Here is a 20,058-nt window from a genome sequence, read left to right as displayed (position 1 = left end):
AGGCGTTCGCGCGCAAATCCCACAGGCATAATTGGCCCGAAACAAACGTAGGAGCGGCTTTAGCCGCGAAGCGCCGCGCGGGCGGCGCTCGATCTTGCAGGCGCTGAAAATGTTTCGGTGAACACCTGGCGGCGCTCGATCTCACAGGCACCCAACATCTCAAGGCAAGCACCAGCCATGCCCCAAAAGAATGACCTGATGAATTCTTTTCTCGGCACTCTCCACCGCCCCCACCCTCCAAGCCCGTAGAATTCAACAACCCCCACCACGGGCTTGATCGAGGACTTTATGCACACCACTTCCGGCCGCTGGGGCTATGGCCTGTTCCTGGCACTTCTGACGGCACTGCTCTGGGGTATCTTGCCGATCAAGCTCAAGCAGGTGTTGCAAGTGGTCGATCCGATCACCGTCACCTGGTACCGCCTGCTGGTCTCCGGTGGCCTGCTGTTCGCCTGGCTGGCGGCCAAGCGCAGCTTGCCGTCCTTCAGCAAGCTGGCGCCCAAGGGCAAGGGCCTGGTCGTGGTGGCCGTGCTCGGCTTGATGGGCAACTACGTGCTGTACCTGATCGGCCTCAACCTGCTTAGCCCGGGCACCGCGCAGCTGGTGGTGCAGATTGGCCCGGTGCTGTTGCTGGTGGCCAGCGTGTTCGTGTTCCGCGAGCGTTTCAGCGTGGGGCAGGGCGTGGGCCTGTTGATTCTGCTGGGCGGTTTTGGCCTGTTCTTCAACCAGCGCCTGGAAGAGCTGCTGACCTCGCTGGGTACCTACACCACCGGCGTGCTGACCATCTTGCTGGCCACCAGCATCTGGGTGTTCTACGCCCTGAGCCAGAAGCAGCTGCTGACGGTGTGGCAATCGCAGCAGGTGATGATGGTGATCTACCTGAGCTGTGCGGCGCTGCTAACGCCCTGGGTACACCCGCTGGAGGCGTTGCAACTGACCCCGGTGCAGGGCTGGCTGTTGCTGGCCTGCTGCCTGAACACCCTGGTGGCCTATGGTGCGTTTGCCGAGGCGCTGGCGCACTGGGAGGCGTCGCGGGTGAGTGCCACGCTGGCGCTGACCCCGCTGGTGACCTTTGTTGCGGTGGCTGTGGCGGCGGTGGTGTGGCCTGAGTATGTGCATGCCGAGGACATCAATGCCCTGGGCTATGTGGGGGCGGTGACGGTGGTGTTCGGCTCGGCGCTGGTGGCGCTGGGGCCATCGCTGGTGGCCAGCTGGCGGGCCCGCCGGGCGCGGTTGGCCCAGGTTCACTGATCGCCTGTGCCGGCCCTTTCGCGGGTGAACCCGCTCCTACATGGACCCCACAATATTCAGCCTTGTGGGGTCCATGTAGGAGCGGGTTTACCCGCGAAAGGGCCGGCACAGGCTACAGATCACTCAGCCTTTACCCCCCGGCGCCAGCATGTTCTCCGGCCGCACCCACTGGTCGAACTGCTCATTGGTCAAATACTTCAACTCCAATGCCGCCTCGCGCAAGGTCTTGCCCTCGCCGTAGGCCTTCTTGGCAATTTCCGCCGCCTTGTCATAGCCAATATGCGGGTTCAGCGCCGTCACCAGCATCAACCCGCGCTCCAGGTGCGCCGCCATCTGCTCGGCATCCGGCTCGATGCCCGCCACGCAATGCTGCTGGAAATTACGGCAGCCATCGGCCAGCAGTTCAATCGACTGCAACAGGTTGTGGATGATCACCGGCTTGAACACGTTCAACTGCAAATGCCCCTGGCTGGCGGCAAAGCCGATGGCCGCATCGTTGCCCAGCACCTGGCAGGCCAGCATCGACAGCGCCTCGCACTGGGTAGGGTTGACCTTGCCCGGCATGATCGAGCTGCCCGGCTCGTTGGCGGGCAAGCGCACCTCGGCCAGCCCGGCGCGTGGGCCAGAACCCAGCAGGCGCAGGTCGTTGGCGATTTTCATCAGGGCCACGGCCAGGGTCTTCAGGGCGCCGGCCAGGCTGGTCAGCGGTTCGTGGCCGGCGAGGGCGGCGAACTTGTTCGGCGCGGTTACGAACGGCAAGCCGGATTCTGCCGCCAGCTCGGCGGCGATGGCTTCGGCAAAGCCATGCGGGGCATTGAGCCCGGTGCCCACGGCGGTGCCGCCCTGGGCCAGCTCGCACACTGCGGGCAGGGTGGCGCGGATGGCGCGCTGGGCGTAGTCAAGCTGGGCGACGAAGGCGGACACCTCCTGGCCGAAGGTGATCGGCGTGGCGTCCATCATGTGCGTGCGGCCAGTCTTCACCAGCTTGTGATGGCGAGCCGACAGCTCGGCCAGCCCGGAAGACAGTTCGGTGATCGCCGGCAGCAGTTTTTCCTGCACCGCCTTGGCCGCGGCAATGTGCATGGCGGTGGGGAAGCAGTCGTTGGAGCTCTGCGAGCGGTTGACGTGGTCGTTGGGGTGCACGGGCGCCTTGCCGCCACGGCCCTTGCCGGCCAGTTCGTTGGCGCGCCCGGCGATCACTTCGTTGACGTTCATGTTGCTCTGGGTGCCACTGCCGGTCTGCCAGACGACGAGCGGAAACTGGTCATCGTGCTGGCCAGCCAGCACTTCATCGGCGGCTTGTTCGATCAGCCGGGCGATGTCGGCCGGCAGGTCGCCGTTGCGGTCGTTGACGCGCGCTGCGGCCTTCTTGATCAGTGCCAGGGCGTGCAGGACCGCGAGGGGCATGCGTTCCTTGCCAATGGCGAAGTTGATCAGCGAACGTTGGGTCTGCGCACCCCAGTAGGCGTCCTCCGGAACTTCGACCGGGCCCAGGCTGTCTGTCTCGATACGGCTCATTCTGTACGCACTCCTGTGTGGTTCGAATTCGCAGTTTAGGCCCTGATTCGACCGAGCGGTTCCGTCGCTCGTCGTGCCACTTGAGCACATCGCCACCACGGCGCAGAATGCTCTACTCTGAGGTACCCGCCTCCCTCTCCTTGAAGGAAATGCAATGACCCGTCTCCGTGTCCTTTGTGCCGCCGTTGCCCTGGCTTGCGCCAGCGGCCAGGTACTCGCTGCCACTGCCAGCCACAACGCTGCTGCCGAGAAATTCCTGACCCTGGCCAACGCCGAAAAGCTGGGCACCCCGGTGTACATGCAGGTGCAGCAGATGTTCGCCCAGCGTTTCGCCCAGACCAAGGCCCCGGCTGCCAAGCAGCCAGTGCTGGAAAGCTACCAGGCCAAGGCCAACGCCGCGCTGGACAACGCCATCGGCTGGAACAAGCTGAAGCCGAAGATGGTCGACCTGTACACCCAGACCTTCACCGAGCAAGAGCTCAAGGACCTGGTCAAGTTCTACGAGTCGCCGCTGGGCAAGAAAGTGCTGCGTGAAATGCCCAAGGTCACCCAGCAGTCGGCGCAGCTGACCCAGCAGAGCCTGGAGCCAGCGGTACCGGTGGTGAACAAGCTGCTGGAAGACATGACCAAGGAACTGGACCCGAACGCTGGCAAGGCCGCCGCCCCAGCGAAGAAGTGAGTACGCCGCAATGACCATGCAACAGCGTATCGAACAGCAGTTGGCCGCCTTGGCGCCGCAACACCTGCAAGTGCTCAACGAAAGCCACATGCACAGTCGTGGTCAGGAGACCCACTACAAGGCAGTGATCGTCTGCGAGCAGTTTGCCGGGTTGAACAGCGTCAAGCGCCACCAGAAGGTGTACGCCACCATGGGCGAGCTGATGGGTGAAATCCATGCCCTGGCCATCCATACCTACACCGCCGAAGAGTGGGCCAAGGTCGGCGTTGCACCGGCCTCGCCGGTGTGTGCGGGCGGCGGGCACTGAAACCTTGCTGTTGTTCTGGTAGAATCCGCTTCATCCTGGGGGGCCGCCTTGCGGCCCATTCGCGGCACAAGGCCGCTCCTACAGGGATAGCGCAGGCCGTCGGCTAACGCATTCCCCTGTAGGAGCGGCCTTGTGCCGCGAATGGGGCGCAAAGCGCCCCCTGTTTTTTTGCCACACTGTCAAACCCGGTCCGCCCCTTACGAGGGCAACCACCTGGAGATTCTGTTACATGTCCCAAGCCATCGTCGTCGCGGCGCTGTACAAGTTCGTCACCCTGGAAGACTACATCGAGTTGCGTGAGCCACTGCTCAAGGCCATGCTCGACAATGATGTCAAAGGCACCCTGCTGCTGGCCCACGAGGGCATCAACGGCACTGTGTCGGCCACCCGCGAAGGCATCGATGGCCTGCTGGCCTGGCTGCGCAACGACCCGCGCCTGGTCGATGTCGACCATAAAGAGTCGTACTGCGACGAACAACCGTTCTACCGCACCAAGGTCAAGCTCAAGAAAGAGATCGTCACCCTCGGCGTGCCGGGCGTAGACCCCAACCAGGCGGTCGGCACCTATGTCGAGCCCAAGGACTGGAACGCCCTGATCAGCGACCCTGAAGTGCTGCTGATCGATACCCGCAACGACTACGAAGTGGCCATCGGTACCTTCAAGGGCGCCATCGACCCGAAGACCGAAACCTTCCGCGAGTTCCCGGAGTACATCAAGGCCAACTTCGACCCCAGCAAGCACAAGAAAGTTGCCATGTTCTGCACCGGTGGCATCCGTTGCGAAAAAGCTTCCAGCTACATGCTCGGTGAAGGCTTTGAGGCGGTCTATCATCTTAAGGGCGGCATCCTGAAGTACTTCGAGGAAGTGCCTCAGGAACAAAGCCTGTGGGACGGCGACTGCTTCGTCTTCGACAACCGCGTCACGGTGCGCCATGACCTGAGCGAAGGCGAGTACGACCAGTGCCACGCCTGCCGCCACCCGATCAATGCAGAGGAGCGCGCGTCCGAGCACTACTCGCCAGGTGTCAGCTGCCCGCATTGCTGGGACACCCTGAGCGAAAAGACCCGGCGCAGTGCCATCGACCGGCAGAAGCAGATCGAGCTGGCCAAGGCCCGCAACCTGCCGCACCCGATCGGTTTCAACTACAAAGCCGAGGCTTGATGCATGTCTGCACGCCTGATCTATGTGATGGACCCGATGTGCTCCTGGTGCTGGGGTTTCGCGCCAGTGGCCGCGGCCCTGATTGCCCAGGCGCGTGAGGCAGGCGTGCCCACCCGCCTGGTGACGGGCGGGCTGCGCACCGGCGGCAGCGCCCTGGACGGCTCCACCCGCAAGTACATCCTCGAGCATTGGCAGGCCGTGGCTGAAGCCACCGGCCAGCCGTTCCGTTTCGAGGGCGCCATGCCCGACGGCTTCGTCTACGACACCGAGCCGGCCTGCCGCGCCCTGGTCACCGCCCGCGAGCTGCACGCCGAGCGCGTCTGGCCGCTGTTGGCGCTGATCCAGCGCTCGTTCTACGAGCAGGGTATGGATGTGACCACTGCGCCGCAGCTGGTCGACCTGGCCGAACAGGCAGGCTTCGAGCGTTCCGTGTTTGCCGAAACCTTTACCCGTGCCGACACCCGCGCCGCCACCGCAGCCGATTTCAGCTGGGCCCAGGACCTGGGGATTGCCGGCTTCCCGACCCTGCTGGCCGAACGCAATGGCCAACTGGCCTTGCTGACCAACGGCTTCCAGCCGCTGGAGCGCCTGCAACCCTTGCTCGGCCGCTGGCTGCAGCAGGCCGTCTGTGCTTGATGTGCCTGGGTCACCCGACCCGGTGCCGGGCAAGCCATACACTGCGGCCGATCGACTGAGCTGGGCGGAAATCCGCCGCCTGGCCCTGCATCACAAGAAAAACCTCTGGTCCGCCAACTTTATCGCCGTGCTGGCGGCCTGCTGCAGCGTGCCTATCCCGCTGCTGCTGCCGCTGCTGGTGGACGAAGTGCTGCTTGGCCATGGCGATGCTGCGCTGAAGTGGATGAACCACCTGCTGCCTTCCAGTTGGCAGGTGGCAGCCGGCTACATCGGGCTGATGCTGGCGCTCACCCTGTGCCTGCGCCTGGCCGCCCTGGCGTTCAACGTGGTCCAGGCCAAGTTGTTCGCTGGCTTGGCCAAGGACATCGTCTACCGCTTGCGCATTCGCCTGATCGAGCGGCTCAAGCGTATATCGCTGAAAGAATACGAAAGCCTGGGCAGCGGCACGGTAACCACCCACCTGGTCACCGACCTGGACACGCTGGACAAATTCGTCGGCGAAACCCTCAGCCGTTTCCTGGTGGCCATGCTGACCCTGACCGGCACGGCGGCAATCCTGATCTGGATGCATTGGCAGCTAGCGTTGCTGATCCTGCTGTTCAACCCGCTGGTGATCTATTTCACCGTGCAACTGGGCAAGCGCGTCAAACACCTGAAAAAGCTCGAAAACGACAGTACCGCGCGCTTTACCCAGGCGCTGGCGGAAACCCTCGATGCCATCCAGGAAATCCGCGCCAGCAACCGCCAGGGCTACTTCCTCGGTCGTTTGGGCCTGCGTGCCCGCGAAGTGCGCGACTATGCCGTGGACTCGCAATGGAAGAGTGATGCCAGTGGCCGTGCCAGTGGCCTGCTGTTCCAGTTCGGCATCGACATCTTCCGCGCGGCGGCCATGCTCACCGTGCTGTTCTCCGATCTGTCGATCGGCCAGATGCTGGCGGTGTTCAGCTACCTGTGGTTCATGATCGGCCCGGTGGAGCAGCTGCTCAACCTGCAATACGCCTACTACGCCGCCGGTGGTGCGCTGAGCCGCCTCAACGAACTGCTGGCGCGTGCCGACGAGCCGCAGTACCCGGCCGCCAGCGACCCGTTCGCCGGCCGCGAGACGGTAGGTATCGAAGTGCGCGACCTGCGCTTTGCCTATGCCGACGAGCCGGTGCTCGAACACCTGGACCTGTCCATTGCGCCAGGCGAGAAGGTGGCGATTGTCGGCGCCAGCGGCGGCGGCAAAAGTACCCTGGTGCAGTTGCTGTTGGGCCTGTATAGCGCCCAGGCCGGTACCATCCGCTTTGGCGGTGCCAGCCTGCAGGAAATCGGCCTGGAAACCCTGCGCGAAAACGTCGCGGTAGTGTTGCAGCACCCATCGCTGTTCAACGACAGCGTGCGCGCCAACCTGACCATGGGCCGCGACTGCAGCGACGAGGCCTGCTGGCAGGCGCTGCGCATCGCCCAGCTGGATGCCACCATCGCCGCCTTGCCGCAGGGCCTGGACAGTGTGGTGGGGCGCTCCGGTGTGCGCTTGTCCGGTGGCCAGCGCCAACGCCTGGCCATTGCCCGCATGGTGCTGGCCGAGCCCAAGGTGGTCATCCTCGACGAAGCCACCTCGGCCCTCGATGCCGCCACCGAGTACAACCTGCACCAGGCGCTGGCGCGCTTCCTCAGCGGCCGTACCACGCTGATCATTGCCCACCGCCTGTCGGCGGTGAAGCAGGCCGACCGGGTGCTGGTGTTCGATGGCGGGCATGTGGCCGAGGACGGTGACCACCAGCAGCTGATTGCCGAGGGTGGGCTGTATGCCAAGCTTTATGGGCATCTGCAGCAAAGCTGAATCTTTGGCTGCCTGTGCTGGCCTCTTCGCGGGTCAACCCGCTCCTACAGACCTGCGATATCGTTGTAGGAGCGGGTTTACCCGCGAAGAGGCCAGCACAGCCTATACAAATCCCCCGATTCCTTGTCATAAAAATCCCCTCCATAGCGATGGCAAATGGCCTACGCTGTGCTTGTCTGGGTTGATTTGCGCCTTATCTGCTCTGTGACAGGGAATCCATGAAGGGACATCGCACTCTAGAAGCGCCAAAGTTGCTCGGTATCACCTGGCCTTTCATCGCCGTTGTGGTCTTCCAGGTGGCGCTGGGCAGCCTCAGTTTGTATACGCTCTCGGCCGTGCGCGCCTATGTCGCCGGTGAAAGCCTGTGGTCCAAGGCGCAGAAAGACGCCATCTATTACCTCAACCTGTACGCCGAAACCCGCGACGACAGTACCTACCAGCGCTATCGCCGGGCCATCACCGTGCCCCAGGGCGACCACCAGTTGCGCGAAGTGCTCGACCAGCCGCGCCCCGATCTGGATGCCGCGCGCGAGGCCGTCTTGCAGGGCGGCAACCACCCCGATGATGTCGAGCAGATCATCTGGTTCTACCGCAACTTCCGCAATGTCAGCTACATGCAGACAGCCGTCGACTACTGGGATATCGGCGACGATTACCTGGCCAAACTGGATGTCGTGGCCGTTGAAATGCATCAAGGCTTCACGTCTGGCCAGGTCGACGCCCATAAGGTCAGCGACTGGAAGGTGCGCATCGCCACCATCAACGAAGGGGTAACGCCGGCGGCCAAGGCGTTCAGCGATGCGTTGGGCGAAGGCTCGCGCATGTTGTTGCAGGTGCTGCTGATCACCAACCTGTTGACTGCGATGTTTCTGATTGCCATCGCCTGGCGCCGCTCCAGCAAGCTTCTGGCCCAGCGCCAGGCCTTTGCCAGCGCCCTGCAGGAAGAAAAGGAGCGGGCGCAGATTACCCTGCAGGCCATTGGCGACGCGGTGATCACCACCGATGTCGAGGGCAATATCGGCTACATGAACCCGGCCGCCGAACAACTGACCCACTGGCAGGCTGGCCACGCCCAGGGCTTGCCGCTGTCGGCGCTGTTCAGCCTGGTCGACGAGCAGGCCGAGGAAGACGGCCGCAGCCTGGTCGAACAGGTGCTCAGCGGCAGCCTCAAGGGCGGCGCCGAACATGCCCGGCTGATCCAGCGCCTGGACGGCAGCACCGTTTCGATCAACCTGGTGGGCTCGCCCATCGTCAATGACGGCGTGGTCAACGGCATCGTACTGGTGCTGCATGACATGACCCAGGAGCGCCAGTACATCGCCAACCTGTCCTGGCAGGCAACCCACGACGCCCTGACCGGCCTGGCCAACCGCCGCGAGTTCGAATATCGCCTGGAGCAGGCGCTCAACGGCCTGGCCCGCCAGGCCGGGCGGCATTCGCTGATGTTCCTCGACCTCGACCAGTTCAAGTTGGTCAACGACACCTGTGGCCATGCCGCTGGCGATGAGTTGCTGCGGCACATCTGTGCCGTGCTGCAGTCCGGCCTGCGCGAAGGCGACACCCTGGCCCGGCTGGGCGGCGACGAATTCGGCGTGCTGCTGGAAAGCTGCCCGCCCGACCAGGCCGAGCGCATTGCCGAGCAACTGCGCCAGATGGTCCAGAGCCTGCACTTTGTGTGGAAGGGGCGGCCGTTCGTCACCACCGTCAGCGTTGGCCTGGTGCACATGGCCCAGGCCCCCGGCACCCTGGAGACCTCGCTGCGCGCTGCCGACATGGCCTGCTACATGGCCAAAGAGAAGGGCCGCAACCGCGTGCAGGTGTACCACGCCGACGACAGTGAACTGTCCATGCGCTTTGGCGAAATGGCCTGGATCCAGCGCTTGCACGTGGCGCTTGAAGAAAACCGCTTCTGCCTGTACGCCCAGGAAATCGCCCCGCTGAAAACCTTCGAAGGCCCGGGCCATATCGAGATCCTGCTGCGCCTGCATGACGAAAGCGGCCGCACCATCCTGCCCAGCAGCTTCATCCCGGCGGCCGAGCGCTACGGCCTGATGACAGCACTGGATCGCTGGGTGGTACGCAATGTGTTCCTGGTCATCCGCCAATGCCTGGACGAAGGGCGTGAGGGGCCGCTGTCGATCTGCGCAATCAACTTGTCCGGGTCGAGTATCGGCGACGACAAGTTCCTTGAGTACCTGCAGTGGCTATTTGTCGAATACGCCATCCCGCCGCGGATGATCTGTTTCGAAATCACCGAAACCAGCGCCATTGCCAACCTGGGCAGCGCCATCCGCTTCATCAACGAGTTGAAGGGGCTGGGCTGCCGATTCTCGCTCGACGACTTCTGCGCAGGCATGTCGTCGTTCGCCTACCTCAAGCACTTGCCCGTGGACTACCTGAAGATCGACGGGAGTTTCGTCAAGGACATGCTCGACGATCCGGTCAACCGGGCCATGGTCGAGGTCATCAACCACATCGGCCACGTGATGGGTAAGCGCACTATTGCCGAGTTCGTCGAAACCCCCTTGATCGAGCAGGCCTTGCAGGAAATTGGCGTGGATTACGCCCAGGGCTACCTGATTGAACGCCCCCAGGTGTTCACCTGTGACAGTCTGCAGCGCCAACGGATCGCCGCCCGGCCTCTGTTGCAGCGGGCGCCTGGCACGTTTCGCTAGCTAGAAATCACAAGGATCAAGGAGCTGAAAGTGATTGATGCATTCGTACGTATCGGACCTTTGATGGACCCCGCCAGCTACCCCAAATGGGCCCAGCAACTGATTGAAGACTGCCGCGAGAGCAAGCGCCGGGTAGTCGAGCACGAGTTCTATGCACGCCTGCGCGATGGCCAGCTGAAGCAATCGACCATTCGCCAGTACCTGGTTGGTGGCTGGCCGGTGGTGGAGCAATTTTCGCTGTACATGGCCCACAACCTGACCAAGACCCGCTATGGCCGGCACCAGGGCGAAGACATGGCGCGGCGCTGGCTGATGCGCAATATTCGCGTAGAGCTCAACCATGCCGACTACTGGGTGAACTGGTGCCAGGCGCACGGCGTGCACCTGCATGAGTTGCAGGCCCAGGAAGTGCCGCCCGAGCTTAATGGCCTGAACGACTGGTGCTGGCGCGTGTGCGCCACCGAGAACCTGGCCATTTCCATGGCGGCGACCAACTACGCCATTGAAGGTGCGACCGGGGAATGGTCGGCGGTGGTGTGTTCGACCGATACCTATGCGCAGGGTTTCCCTGAAGAAGGGCGCAAGCGGGCGATGAAGTGGTTGAAGATGCATGCCCAGTATGACGATGCCCACCCGTGGGAGGCGCTGGAGATCATTTGTACCCTGGCTGGTGAGAACCCGAGCCTGGGGCTGCGCAACGAGCTGCGCAAGGCGATTTGCAAGAGTTACGACTGCATGTTCCTGTTCCTGGAGCGCTGCATGCAACTGGAAGGGCGCCAGCAGGGGCGCATGCGCCCGGCGTTGGCAGCGGGCTGATTATTCGCCTGTGCTGGCCTCTTCGCGGGTAAACCCGCTCCTGCAAGGGTACGCAACCCCCTGTAGGAGCGGGTTTACCCGCGAAGAGGCCGGCACAGGCAAAAACCCTACTGGGCGTTAAGCGCCTGCCCATTCACTTCCTTGCTGTCCGGCCCCATCAGGTACAGGTACACCGGCATGATGTCCTCGGGCAGCGGGTTGTTCTGCGGGTTCTCGCTAGGGTACGCCTGCGCCCGCATCGCCGTGCGCGTGGCGCCCGGGTTGATGCTGTTGGAGCGCACCGGCGCCACGCCTTCCAGCTCATCGGCCAGGGTTTGCATCAGCCCCTCGGTGGCGAACTTCGATACCCCATAGGCCCCCCAGTAGGCCCGGCCCTTGCGTCCGACGCTGCTGCTGGTGAACACCACCGAGGCATCCTCCGACAGCTTCAGCAGCGGCAGCAGGGTGCTGGTGAGCATGAAGGTGGCATCGACGTTGATGTGCATCACGCGCATGAAGTTGTCGCCCGACAGCTGCTCCAGTGGCGTGCGCGGGCCAATGATCGAGGCATTGTTCAGCAGGCCGTCGAGGCGGCCGAACTGGTCCTCGATCATGACCGCCAGTTCGTCGTACTGGTGGGGCAGGGCGGTTTCCAGGTTGAACGGGATGACCACCGGTTGCGGGTGCCCGGCAGCTTCGATCTGGTCGTAGACCTCGTTCAGGTTGGCCTCGGTCTTGCCCAGCAGCAGCACGGTGGCACCCAGCGCGGCATAGGCCTTGGCGGCAGCGGCGCCGATGCCGCGGCCGGCACCGGTAACCAGGATGACCCGGCCTTGCAGCAGGCCGGGGCGGGCAGTGTAGTCGAACATGGTTCTGTCCTTCGAGTTCGTAAGGGCGACCCCGTCCCTTGTAGGAGCGGGTTTACCCGCGAATGCGCCAGCCCAGACAACGCGGGTGCCTGATCGTACGCATTCGCGGGTGAACCCGCTCCTACAAAGGACGGTGCCCGGGCATCAGTCTGGGTTCAGCAGCCGCACAGCGCGCTGTCGATAACCTTGCGCAGTTCCAGTGGGTGGTCCACCACCACGTCGGCACCCCAGTTGTTGGGGTTGTCCTCTGGATGAATATAGCCGTAGCGCACGGCCGCCGTGCGAGTGCCGGCGTCGCGGCCAGACTCGATGTCGCGCAGGTCGTCGCCGACGAACAGTACCGTGGCCGGGTCCAGGTCCAGGGTCTTGCAGGCCAGGATCAGCGGCTCGGGGTCGGGTTTGCTGTTTTTTACATGGTCCGGGCAGATCAGCAGCGCCGAGCGCTCGGCCAGGCCCAGCTGCTGCATGATCGGTTCGGCGAAGCGCACCGGTTTGTTGGTGACCACGCCCCACAGCAGGTTGCCTTTCTCGATGTCGGCCAGCAGCTCGCCCATGCCGTCGAACAGCTTGCTGTGCACCGCGCAGTCGCGCTGGTAGCGCTCAAGGAACTCCAGGCGCAAGGCTTCGAAGCCTTCGGCTTCCGGGTCCATGGCGAACGTGGTGGCGACCATCGCCCGGGCACCGCCAGAGATCACGCCGCGGATCAGGTTGTCGTCAACGGCCGGCAGGCCGCGCTCGGCGAGCATGGCCTGGCAGATGGCGATGAAGTCCGGCGCCGTGTCGAGCAAGGTGCCGTCCATGTCGAAGAGTACTGCTCGCAAACGCATGCTTATTCCTCGCGCAGGGTCTGGATCATGTAGTTGACGTCGACGTCGCTGTTGAGCTTGTAGTGCTTGGTCAGCGGGTTGTAGGTCAGGCCGATGATGTCTTTCACTTGCAGGCCAGCGTCGCGGCTCCAGGCACCCAGCTCGGACGGGCGGATGAACTTCTTGAAGTCGTGGGTACCGCGCGGCAGCATCTTCAGGATGTACTCGGCGCCGACGATGGCCAGCATGTAGGCCTTGGGGTTGCGGTTGATGGTGGAGAAGAACACCTGGCCGCCCGGCTTGACCATGCGGTAGCAGGCGCGGATGACCGAGGATGGGTCGGGCACGTGCTCAAGCATTTCCAGGCAGGTGACCACGTCGAACTGTTCGGGCATTTCCTCGGCCAGGGCCTCGGCAGTGATCTGCCGGTACTCTACCTGTACGCCCGACTCCAGCTGGTGCAGCTGGGCAACGGCCAATGGCGCCTCGCCCATGTCGATACCGGTAACCGTGGCGCCGCGCAGGGCCATGGCTTCGCTGAGGATGCCGCCACCGCAACCCACGTCCAGCACCTTCTTGCCGGCCAGGCTGGCGCGCTCGTCGATCCAGTTGACGCGCAGCGGGTTGATTTCGTGCAGCGGCTTGAACTCGCTTTCGCGGTCCCACCAGCGGTGGGCCAGCGCTTCGAACTTGGCGATTTCGGCGCGGTCGACGTTGCTCATTGAACAGTCCTCTGAAACTTCGCAAAATTGCGCCGGAGTATACCCGAGCGCTTGGCCCCGAGGGTCGCTATAATCGCCGGCTTTTGATATCCGAACGACGGGGAGAGGCGATGCGCGAGCGACTTTTGGCGGCGGAGAAGGTGACCGGGATCCGCTGGCACGGCGGCATCTTGCACCTGCTCGACCAGCGCCTGCTGCCGTCTGAGGAGCGCTGGCTGGCCTGCGACAATGTCGCGCAGGTGGCAGCGGCGATCCGCGACATGGCCGTGCGCGGCGCCTCGGCCATCGGCATTGCCGCAGCCTACGGCCTGGTGCTGGCCCTGGAAGAGCGGTTGGCCGAAGGTGGCGACTGGGAAATAGACCTGGAAGAAGACTTCCTCAGCCTGGCCGAAGCGCGCCCTACTGCCGCCAATCTGTTCTGGGCGCTGAACCGCATGCGCGAGCGCCTGCAGCGCCTGCGCGCAGACGAAGACGTGCTGGCGGCGTTGGCGGCCGAAGCGGTGGCCATCCACGAAAGCGACCGTGAAGCCAACCTGACCATGGCCGAGTACGGCATCGAGCTGATCCGCCGCCACCAGGGCAACGCCCAGGCCCTGCTCACCTACGGCAGTGCCGGTGCCTTGGCCAGTGGTGGCTTCGGCACCGCGCTGGGGGTGATCCGCGCGGGCTACCTGGACGGCATGGTCGAGCGGGTGTATGCCGGCGAAACCCGGCCTTGGCTGCATGGCTCGCGGGTGACGGCCTGGGAGCTGGCCAACGAAGGCATCCCGGTGACCCTGTGCGCCGACTCGGCGCTGGCCCACCTGATGAAGACCAAGGGCATTACCTGGGTGGTGGTGGGCGCGGACTGCATCGCCGCGAACGGCGACATGGCCAGCAAGATCGGCACCTACCAACTGGCAGTCAGTGCCATGCACCATGGCGTGCGCTTCATGGTGGTGGCGCCCAGCACCAGTATCGACCTGAACCTGGCCACCGGCGAGGACATCCCGCTGGAAGAACGCGCTGCCGATGAGCTGCTGGACATCGGCGGTACCCGGGTGGCACCGGATGTCGAAGTGTTCAACCCGGTGTTCGATGTGACCCCGGCTGACCTGATCGACGTGATTGTGACCGAACGTGGCATTGTCGAGCGGCCGGATACCGCCAAATTGGCGCAGTTGATGTGCCGTAAGCGCCTGCACTGATATTTGTAGCGTCTGTGCCGGCTTCTTCGCGGGTGAACCCGCTCCTACAGGGGCATCACTGCCTTCAGGGCATGTGATATCCCTGTAGGAGCGGGTTCACCCGCGAAGAGGCCGGCACAGGCAACAAAAATTCAAGATTCAAACCCACTTCAGGCCACCCGCCACATCTCCCCACCGCCCCCGCCTTTGTGATAACATCCGGCAGTTTCCAAGACCGCCCATCACGGCGGCCTTCATTGCGCAGATCCATGGCACAACTCATTGATTTGTCGTAAGTCGTCGCACCCTTATGCGCTGCGGCGGCGAGCTTCGTTCGGCCCTTGATGGAGCTGCGAAGTTTCACCAGAAAAAGGAATCAGGCTTCTCATGGGCGAACTGGCCAAAGAAATCCTCCCGGTCAATATCGAAGACGAACTGAGACAGTCTTACCTCGACTACGCGATGAGCGTGATTGTCGGGCGAGCGCTGCCCGATGCGCGTGACGGCTTGAAGCCCGTGCATCGTCGCGTTCTCTATGCGATGAGCGAACTGGGCAACGACTGGAACAAACCGTACAAGAAATCCGCCCGTGTGGTCGGTGGCGTGATCGGTAAGTACCACCCGCACGGCGACACTGCGGTCTACGACACCATCGTGCGTATGGCCCAGCCGTTCTCGCTGCGCTACCTGCTGGTCGACGGCCAGGGCAACTTCGGCTCGGTGGACGGCGACAACGCCGCAGCCATGCGATACACCGAAGTGCGCATGACCAAGCTGGCCCACGAGCTGCTGGCCGACCTGCACAAGGAAACCGTCGACTGGGTGCCCAACTACGACGGCACCGAGCAGATTCCGGCGGTCATGCCGACCCGTATCCCGAACCTGCTGGTCAACGGCTCCAGCGGTATCGCCGTGGGCATGGCCACCAACATTCCGCCACACAACCTCGGTGAAGTCATCGACGGCTGCCTGGCGCTGATCGACAACCCGGAAGTCACCATCGATGAGCTGATGCAGTTCATCCCGGGGCCAGACTTCCCGACTGCCGGCATCATCAACGGCCGCCAGGGCATCATCGAGGCCTATCGCACCGGCCGTGGCCGCATCTACATGCGTGCCCGCTCCGAAATCGAAGACATCGACAAGGTTGGCGGCCGCCAGCAGATCGTCGTCACCGAGCTGCCGTACCAGCTGAACAAGGCGCGCTTGATCGAGAAGATCGCCGAGCTGGTCAAAGAGAAGAAAATCGAAGGCATCACCGAGCTGCGTGACGAGTCCGACAAGGACGGCATGCGCATCGTCATCGAGCTGCGTCGCGGCGAGGTGCCCGAGGTGGTGCTCAACAACCTCTACCAGCAAACCCAGCTGCAGAGCGTGTTCGGTATCAACGTGGTTGCCCTGGTCGACGGTCGCCCGCGCCTGCTCAACCTCAAGGACCTGCTCGAAGCGTTCGTCCGTCACCGCCGTGAAGTGGTGACCCGCCGTACCGTATTCGAGCTGCGCAAGGCCCGCGAGCGCGGCCACATCCTTGAAGGCCAGGCGGTTGCGCTGTCCAACATCGACCCGGTCATCGCCCTGATCAAGGCCTCGCCGACCCCGTCCGAAGCCAAGGAAGCCCTGGTGTCCACACCGTGGGAATCCAGTGCCGTGCAGGTCATGGTCGAGCGCGCAGGCGCCGACTCCTGCCGCCCTGAAGACCTGCCGGAGCAGTACGGCCTGCACGACGGCAAGTACTTCCTGTCGCCGGAGCAGGCCCAGGCCATTCTCGACCTGCGCCTGCACCGCCTGACCGGCCTGGAGCACGAGAAGCTGCTGGCCGAGTACCAGGAAATCCTCGAGCAGATCGGCGAGCTGATCCGCATCCTCAGCAGCGCCGAGCGCCTGATGGAAGTGATCCGCGAAGAGCTGGAAGCCATCCGCGCCGAGTACGGCGATGCCCGTCGCACCGAAATCCTCAATGCCAGCCACGACCTCAACTACGGCGACATGATCCCGGAAGAAGAGCGCGTGGTAACCATCTCCCACGGTGGTTATGCCAAGACCCAGCCATTGTCCGCTTACCAGGCCCAGCGCCGTGGCGGCAAAGGCAAGTCGGCGACCGGCGTGAAGGACGAGGACTACATCGAGCACCTGTTGGTCGCCAACAGCCACGCCACGCTGCTGTTGTTCTCCAGCAAGGGCAAGGTGTACTGGAAGAAGACCTACGAAATCCCTGAAGCGTCCCGCGCTGCCCGTGGTCGCCCGCTGGTCAACCTGCTGCCGCTGGAGGAGGGTGAGCGCATCACCGCCATGCTGCAGATCGACCTCGAAGCGCTGCAGCAGAACGCCGACCTCGACGAAGAGCTGGAAGACGCGGATGACACCGTGCTCGAAGGTGAGCTGGTAGAGGCTGAAGAAGTCGACGAAGAAGACGGCGACACCCCGGAGTGGGTGGCAGAGCCGACTGGCGCGTATATCTTCATGGCCACTGCCTCGGGTACCGTCAAGAAGACCCCGTTGGTGCAGTTCGCCCGTCCACGCTCCAACGGCCTGATCGCCCTGAAGCTGAAAGAAGGCGACACGCTGATTGCAGCGGCCATCACCGACGGCGCCAAGGAAGTCATGATGTTCTCCGACGCCGGCAAGGTCATTCGCTTTGCCGAGAGCGTAGTGCGTGAAATGGGCCGTACCGCCCGTGGCGTGCGCGGCATGAAGCTGGGCAAGGGCCAGCAGATCATTTCGATGCTGATCCCGGAATCCGGCTCGCAGATCCTCACCGCTTCCGAGCGTGGCTTTGGCAAGCGCACCCCGCTGTCCAAGTTCCCACGTCGCGGCCGTGGTGGCCAGGGCGTGATCGCCATGGGCACCAAAGGGCGTAATGGCTTGCTGATCGGCGCTATCCAGGTGCAGGAAGGCGAAGAGATCATGCTGATCTCCGACCAGGGCACGCTGGTGCGCACCCGGGTTGGCGAAGTGTCCAGTCTGAGCCGTAACACCCAGGGCGTTACCCTGATCAAGCTGGCCGCTGACGAAACATTGGTGGGCCTGGAGCGGATCCAGGAGCCGTCCGAGGACGAACTCGATGATGTGATCGAGGCGGACGAGGAGGGCGTCGAGGCCGAAGTGCCAGACAACGATGAAGCTGCAGGCGCCGAAGAGGCCCCGCAGGAGTAAGCAAGCGTAAAACCCGAACGGGGCGACCAAGGTCGCCCCGTTTGACTGATAACTGCAGGCAACGCCTGGCCCGGAAGAGGCGGGCTGCTCTTTGTAGGAGCAGCCTTGTGCTGCGAATGGGGCGCGAAGCGGCCCCAGGATTTCAGCGTCAATGCGTGGATTTGCCGGGGCCGCTGTGCGGCCCATTCGCAGCACAAGGCTGCTCCTACAAAGAGCAGTGCGTGGCATGCAACAACGAATTTGTACCATTTGGCAGAGCGAGAGTGGATGTGAGCAAACGAGCCTTTAACTTCTGCGCAGGCCCTGCCGCGCTTCCTGACGCTGTCTTGCAGCGCGCCCAGGCCGAAATGCTGGACTGGCGTGGCAAGGGCTTGTCGGTGATGGAAATGAGCCATCGCAGCGACGACTACGTGGCCATCGCCGAAAAGGCCGAGCAGGACCTGCGTGACCTGCTGTCCGTCCCCTCCAACTACAAGGTGCTGTTCCTGCAGGGCGGCGCCAGCCAGCAGTTCGCCGAAATCCCGCTGAACCTGCTGCCGGAGAGCGGCACCGCCGACTACGTCGAGACCGGTATCTGGTCGAAAAAGGCCATCGAGGAAGCGCGTCGCTTCGGCAACATCAACGTCGCCGCCAGTGCCAAGCCCTACGACTACCTGGCCATTCCGGGTCAGAACGAGTGGAAGCTGACCAAGAACGCTGCCTACGTGCACTATGCGTCCAACGAGACCATCGGTGGCTTGCAGTTTGACTGGGTGCCCGAGACCGGTGACGTGCCGCTGGTGGTCGACATGTCGTCTGACATCCTCTCGCGCCCGATCGACGTGTCGCAGTACGGCCTGATCTACGCCGGTGCGCAGAAGAACATCGGCCCAAGCGGCCTGGTGGTGGTGATCGTGCGTGAAGACCTGCTGGGCCACGCCCGCAGCAGCTGCCCGACCATGCTCGACTACAAGGTCTCGGCCGACAACGGCTCGATGTACAACACCCCGGCCACCTACTCCTGGTACCTCTCGGGCCTGGTGTTCGAGTGGCTGAAAGAGCAGGGTGGCGTCGACGCCATGGAGCAGCGCAACCGCGCCAAGAAAGACCGCCTGTACGGCTTCATCGACAACAGCGAGTTCTACACCAACCCGATCAGCGTCAACGCCCGTTCGTGGATGAACGTGCCATTCCGCCTGGCTGACGAGCGCCTGGACAAGGCCTTCCTCGCCGGTGCCGACGCGCGCGGCCTGCTCAACCTCAAGGGCCATCGCTCGGTAGGCGGCATGCGCGCTTCCATCTACAACGCCCTGGGCCTGGAGGCGGTAGAAGCGCTGGTGGGCTACATGGCTGAATTCGAGAAGGAGCACGGCTGATGTCCGAACAGGAGCTCAAGGCGCTGCGCGTACGCATCGACAGCCTCGACGAGAAAATCCTCGAGCTGATCAGCGACCGCGCCCGTTGCGCCGAAGAAGTTGCCCGGGTCAAGACCGCCTCGCTGAAAGAAGGCGAGAAGCCGGTGTTCTACCGCCCCGAGCGTGAAGCAGCCGTGCTCAAGCGCGTGATGGAGCGCAACAAGGGTCCATTGGGCAACGAAGAAATGGCGCGGCTGTTCCGCGAAATCATGTCGTCGTGCCTGGCCCTGGAAGAGCCGCTGAAAATCGCCTACCTCGGCCCAGAAGGTACCTTCACCCAGGCTGCGGCCATGAAGCACTTCGGCCATGCGGTAATCAGCCGGCCGATGGCGGCCATCGACGAAGTGTTCCGTGAAGTGGCGGCCGGTGCCGTCAACTTCGGTGTGGTGCCGGTGGAAAACTCCACCGAAGGTGCGGTCAGCCACACGCTGGACAGCTTCCTTGAGCACGACATGGTGATTTGCGGCGAAGTCGAGCTGCGTATCCACCACCACCTGCTGGTGGGCGAGAGCACCAAGACCGACAGCATCACCCGCATCTACTCCCACGCCCAGTCCCTGGCCCAGTGCCGCAAGTGGCTGGACGCGCACTACCCGAACGTGGAGCGCGTGGCGGTTTCGAGCAATGCCGAGGCGGCCAAACGGGTCAAGGGTGAGTGGAATTCGGCGGCGATCGCCGGCGATATGGCAGCCAACCTGTACGGGTTGACCCGCCTGGCCGAAAAGATCGAAGACCGCCCGGACAACTCCACGCGCTTCCTGATGATCGGTAACCAGGAAGTGCCGCCGACTGGCGACGACAAGACTTCCATCATCGTTTCGATGAGCAACAAGCCGGGTGCGCTGCATGAGCTGCTGGTACCGTTCCATGAGAACGGCATCGACCTGACCCGCATCGAGACCCGCCCGTCGCGCAGCGGCAAGTGGACCTACGTGTTCTTCATCGACTTCGTTGGCCACCACCGCGACCCGCTGATCAAAGCGGTGCTTGAGCAGATCAGCCAGGAAGCTGTGGCGCTGAAGGTGCTGGGCTCTTATCCAAAGGCGGTGCTTTGATTTGAGAGGGTTGGGGTCGCTTCGCGCCCCATCGCGACACAAGGC

General features: G+C 63.4%; 16 protein-coding genes. 12 read left to right on the top strand and 4 right to left on the bottom strand.

Annotated elements, in window-relative coordinates; genetic code table 11:
• Positions 1-288: 288 nt before the first annotated feature.
• Positions 289-1,251 (top strand): DMT family transporter, encoded by a 963-nt coding sequence (locus ACIP1G_RS25810; RefSeq protein WP_400742080.1) that lies wholly within the window; start codon positions 289-291, stop codon positions 1,249-1,251.
• 123 nt (positions 1,252-1,374) lie between these two features.
• Here ACIP1G_RS25810 and ACIP1G_RS25805 read toward each other — a convergent pair whose 3' ends face one another.
• Positions 1,375-2,769, bottom strand: a complete 1,395-nt coding sequence (locus ACIP1G_RS25805) for a class II fumarate hydratase (RefSeq protein ID WP_400742077.1) — start codon at positions 2,767-2,769, stop codon at positions 1,375-1,377.
• A 154-nt stretch (positions 2,770-2,923) separates the two neighbouring features.
• On the opposite strand from ACIP1G_RS25805, the gene ACIP1G_RS25800 reads away from it, so the two are divergent.
• The 7 genes from ACIP1G_RS25800 to ACIP1G_RS25770 all read left to right on the top strand — a co-directional run bounded on the left by ACIP1G_RS25800 (position 2,924) and on the right by ACIP1G_RS25770 (position 10,869).
• Positions 2,924-3,448 (top strand): DUF2059 domain-containing protein, encoded by a 525-nt coding sequence (locus ACIP1G_RS25800; protein ID WP_400742075.1) that lies wholly within the window; start codon positions 2,924-2,926, stop codon positions 3,446-3,448.
• Between the two features lie 10 nt (positions 3,449-3,458).
• On the top strand, positions 3,459-3,755 hold the full coding sequence (locus ACIP1G_RS25795) for a BolA family protein (protein WP_400742072.1): 297 nt from the start codon (positions 3,459-3,461) through the stop codon (positions 3,753-3,755).
• A 229-nt stretch (positions 3,756-3,984) separates the two neighbouring features.
• Positions 3,985-4,917 carry a rhodanese-related sulfurtransferase gene (locus tag ACIP1G_RS25790; RefSeq protein WP_400742070.1) on the top strand — a complete coding sequence of 311 codons (933 nt, stop codon included), beginning with the start codon at positions 3,985-3,987 and terminating at the stop codon, positions 4,915-4,917.
• 3 nt (positions 4,918-4,920) lie between these two features.
• Positions 4,921-5,553 (top strand): DsbA family protein, encoded by a 633-nt coding sequence (locus ACIP1G_RS25785; RefSeq protein ID WP_400742067.1) that lies wholly within the window; start codon positions 4,921-4,923, stop codon positions 5,551-5,553.
• The gene (locus ACIP1G_RS25780) at positions 5,546-7,378 is read left to right on the top strand and encodes an ABC transporter ATP-binding protein (protein ID WP_400742064.1); all 1,833 of its coding nucleotides are present in this window, start codon (positions 5,546-5,548) and stop codon (positions 7,376-7,378) included. Before ACIP1G_RS25785 ends, ACIP1G_RS25780 begins: the two co-directional genes overlap by 8 nt.
• A gap of 218 nt (positions 7,379-7,596) precedes the next feature.
• Complete coding sequence (locus ACIP1G_RS25775) at positions 7,597-10,053, top strand: EAL domain-containing protein (RefSeq protein ID WP_400742062.1); 2,457 nt, start codon at positions 7,597-7,599, stop codon at positions 10,051-10,053.
• A gap of 30 nt (positions 10,054-10,083) precedes the next feature.
• A complete protein-coding gene (locus ACIP1G_RS25770; protein ID WP_400742060.1) occupies positions 10,084-10,869 on the top strand; it encodes a TenA family transcriptional regulator in 786 nt (261 codons plus the stop codon).
• A 107-nt stretch (positions 10,870-10,976) separates the two neighbouring features.
• On the opposite strand, the gene ACIP1G_RS25765 is transcribed toward ACIP1G_RS25770, so the two are convergent.
• The 3 genes from ACIP1G_RS25765 to ubiG all read right to left on the bottom strand — a co-directional run bounded on the left by ACIP1G_RS25765 (position 10,977) and on the right by ubiG (position 13,245).
• Positions 10,977-11,717: a YciK family oxidoreductase gene (locus ACIP1G_RS25765; protein ID WP_400742057.1), complete on the bottom strand. Its 741-nt coding sequence runs from the start codon at positions 11,715-11,717 to the stop codon at positions 10,977-10,979.
• A gap of 155 nt (positions 11,718-11,872) precedes the next feature.
• The gene (mupP, locus tag ACIP1G_RS25760; protein ID WP_400742055.1) at positions 11,873-12,544 is read right to left on the bottom strand and encodes an N-acetylmuramic acid 6-phosphate phosphatase MupP; all 672 of its coding nucleotides are present in this window, start codon (positions 12,542-12,544) and stop codon (positions 11,873-11,875) included.
• Between the two features lie 2 nt (positions 12,545-12,546).
• Positions 12,547-13,245 carry a bifunctional 2-polyprenyl-6-hydroxyphenol methylase/3-demethylubiquinol 3-O-methyltransferase UbiG gene (gene ubiG, locus ACIP1G_RS25755; protein ID WP_201206748.1) on the bottom strand — a complete coding sequence of 233 codons (699 nt, stop codon included), beginning with the start codon at positions 13,243-13,245 and terminating at the stop codon, positions 12,547-12,549.
• Between the two features lie 110 nt (positions 13,246-13,355).
• On the opposite strand from ubiG, the gene mtnA reads away from it, so the two are divergent.
• The 4 genes from mtnA to pheA all read left to right on the top strand — a co-directional run bounded on the left by mtnA (position 13,356) and on the right by pheA (position 20,013).
• Entirely contained in the window at positions 13,356-14,432 is a 1,077-nt protein-coding gene (gene mtnA / locus ACIP1G_RS25750) for an S-methyl-5-thioribose-1-phosphate isomerase (protein ID WP_400742052.1), read from the top strand.
• Positions 14,433-14,798: 366 nt separating this feature from the next.
• Positions 14,799-17,564 carry a DNA gyrase subunit A gene (gene gyrA / locus ACIP1G_RS25745; RefSeq protein WP_400742050.1) on the top strand — a complete coding sequence of 922 codons (2,766 nt, stop codon included), beginning with the start codon at positions 14,799-14,801 and terminating at the stop codon, positions 17,562-17,564.
• 269 nt (positions 17,565-17,833) lie between these two features.
• A complete protein-coding gene (gene serC / locus ACIP1G_RS25740; RefSeq protein WP_400742047.1) occupies positions 17,834-18,919 on the top strand; it encodes a 3-phosphoserine/phosphohydroxythreonine transaminase in 1,086 nt (361 codons plus the stop codon).
• Positions 18,919-20,013 (top strand): prephenate dehydratase, encoded by a 1,095-nt coding sequence (gene pheA / locus ACIP1G_RS25735; protein ID WP_400742046.1) that lies wholly within the window; start codon positions 18,919-18,921, stop codon positions 20,011-20,013. The genes serC and pheA overlap by 1 nt, the downstream gene beginning before the upstream one ends.
• Positions 20,014-20,058 lie beyond the last annotated feature (45 nt).

The organism is Pseudomonas sp. NPDC089392, assembly GCF_044749595.1.
Lineage (GTDB): Bacteria > Pseudomonadota > Gammaproteobacteria > Pseudomonadales > Pseudomonadaceae > Aquipseudomonas.
This window is presented reverse-complemented; position numbering and strand designations above follow the sequence as displayed.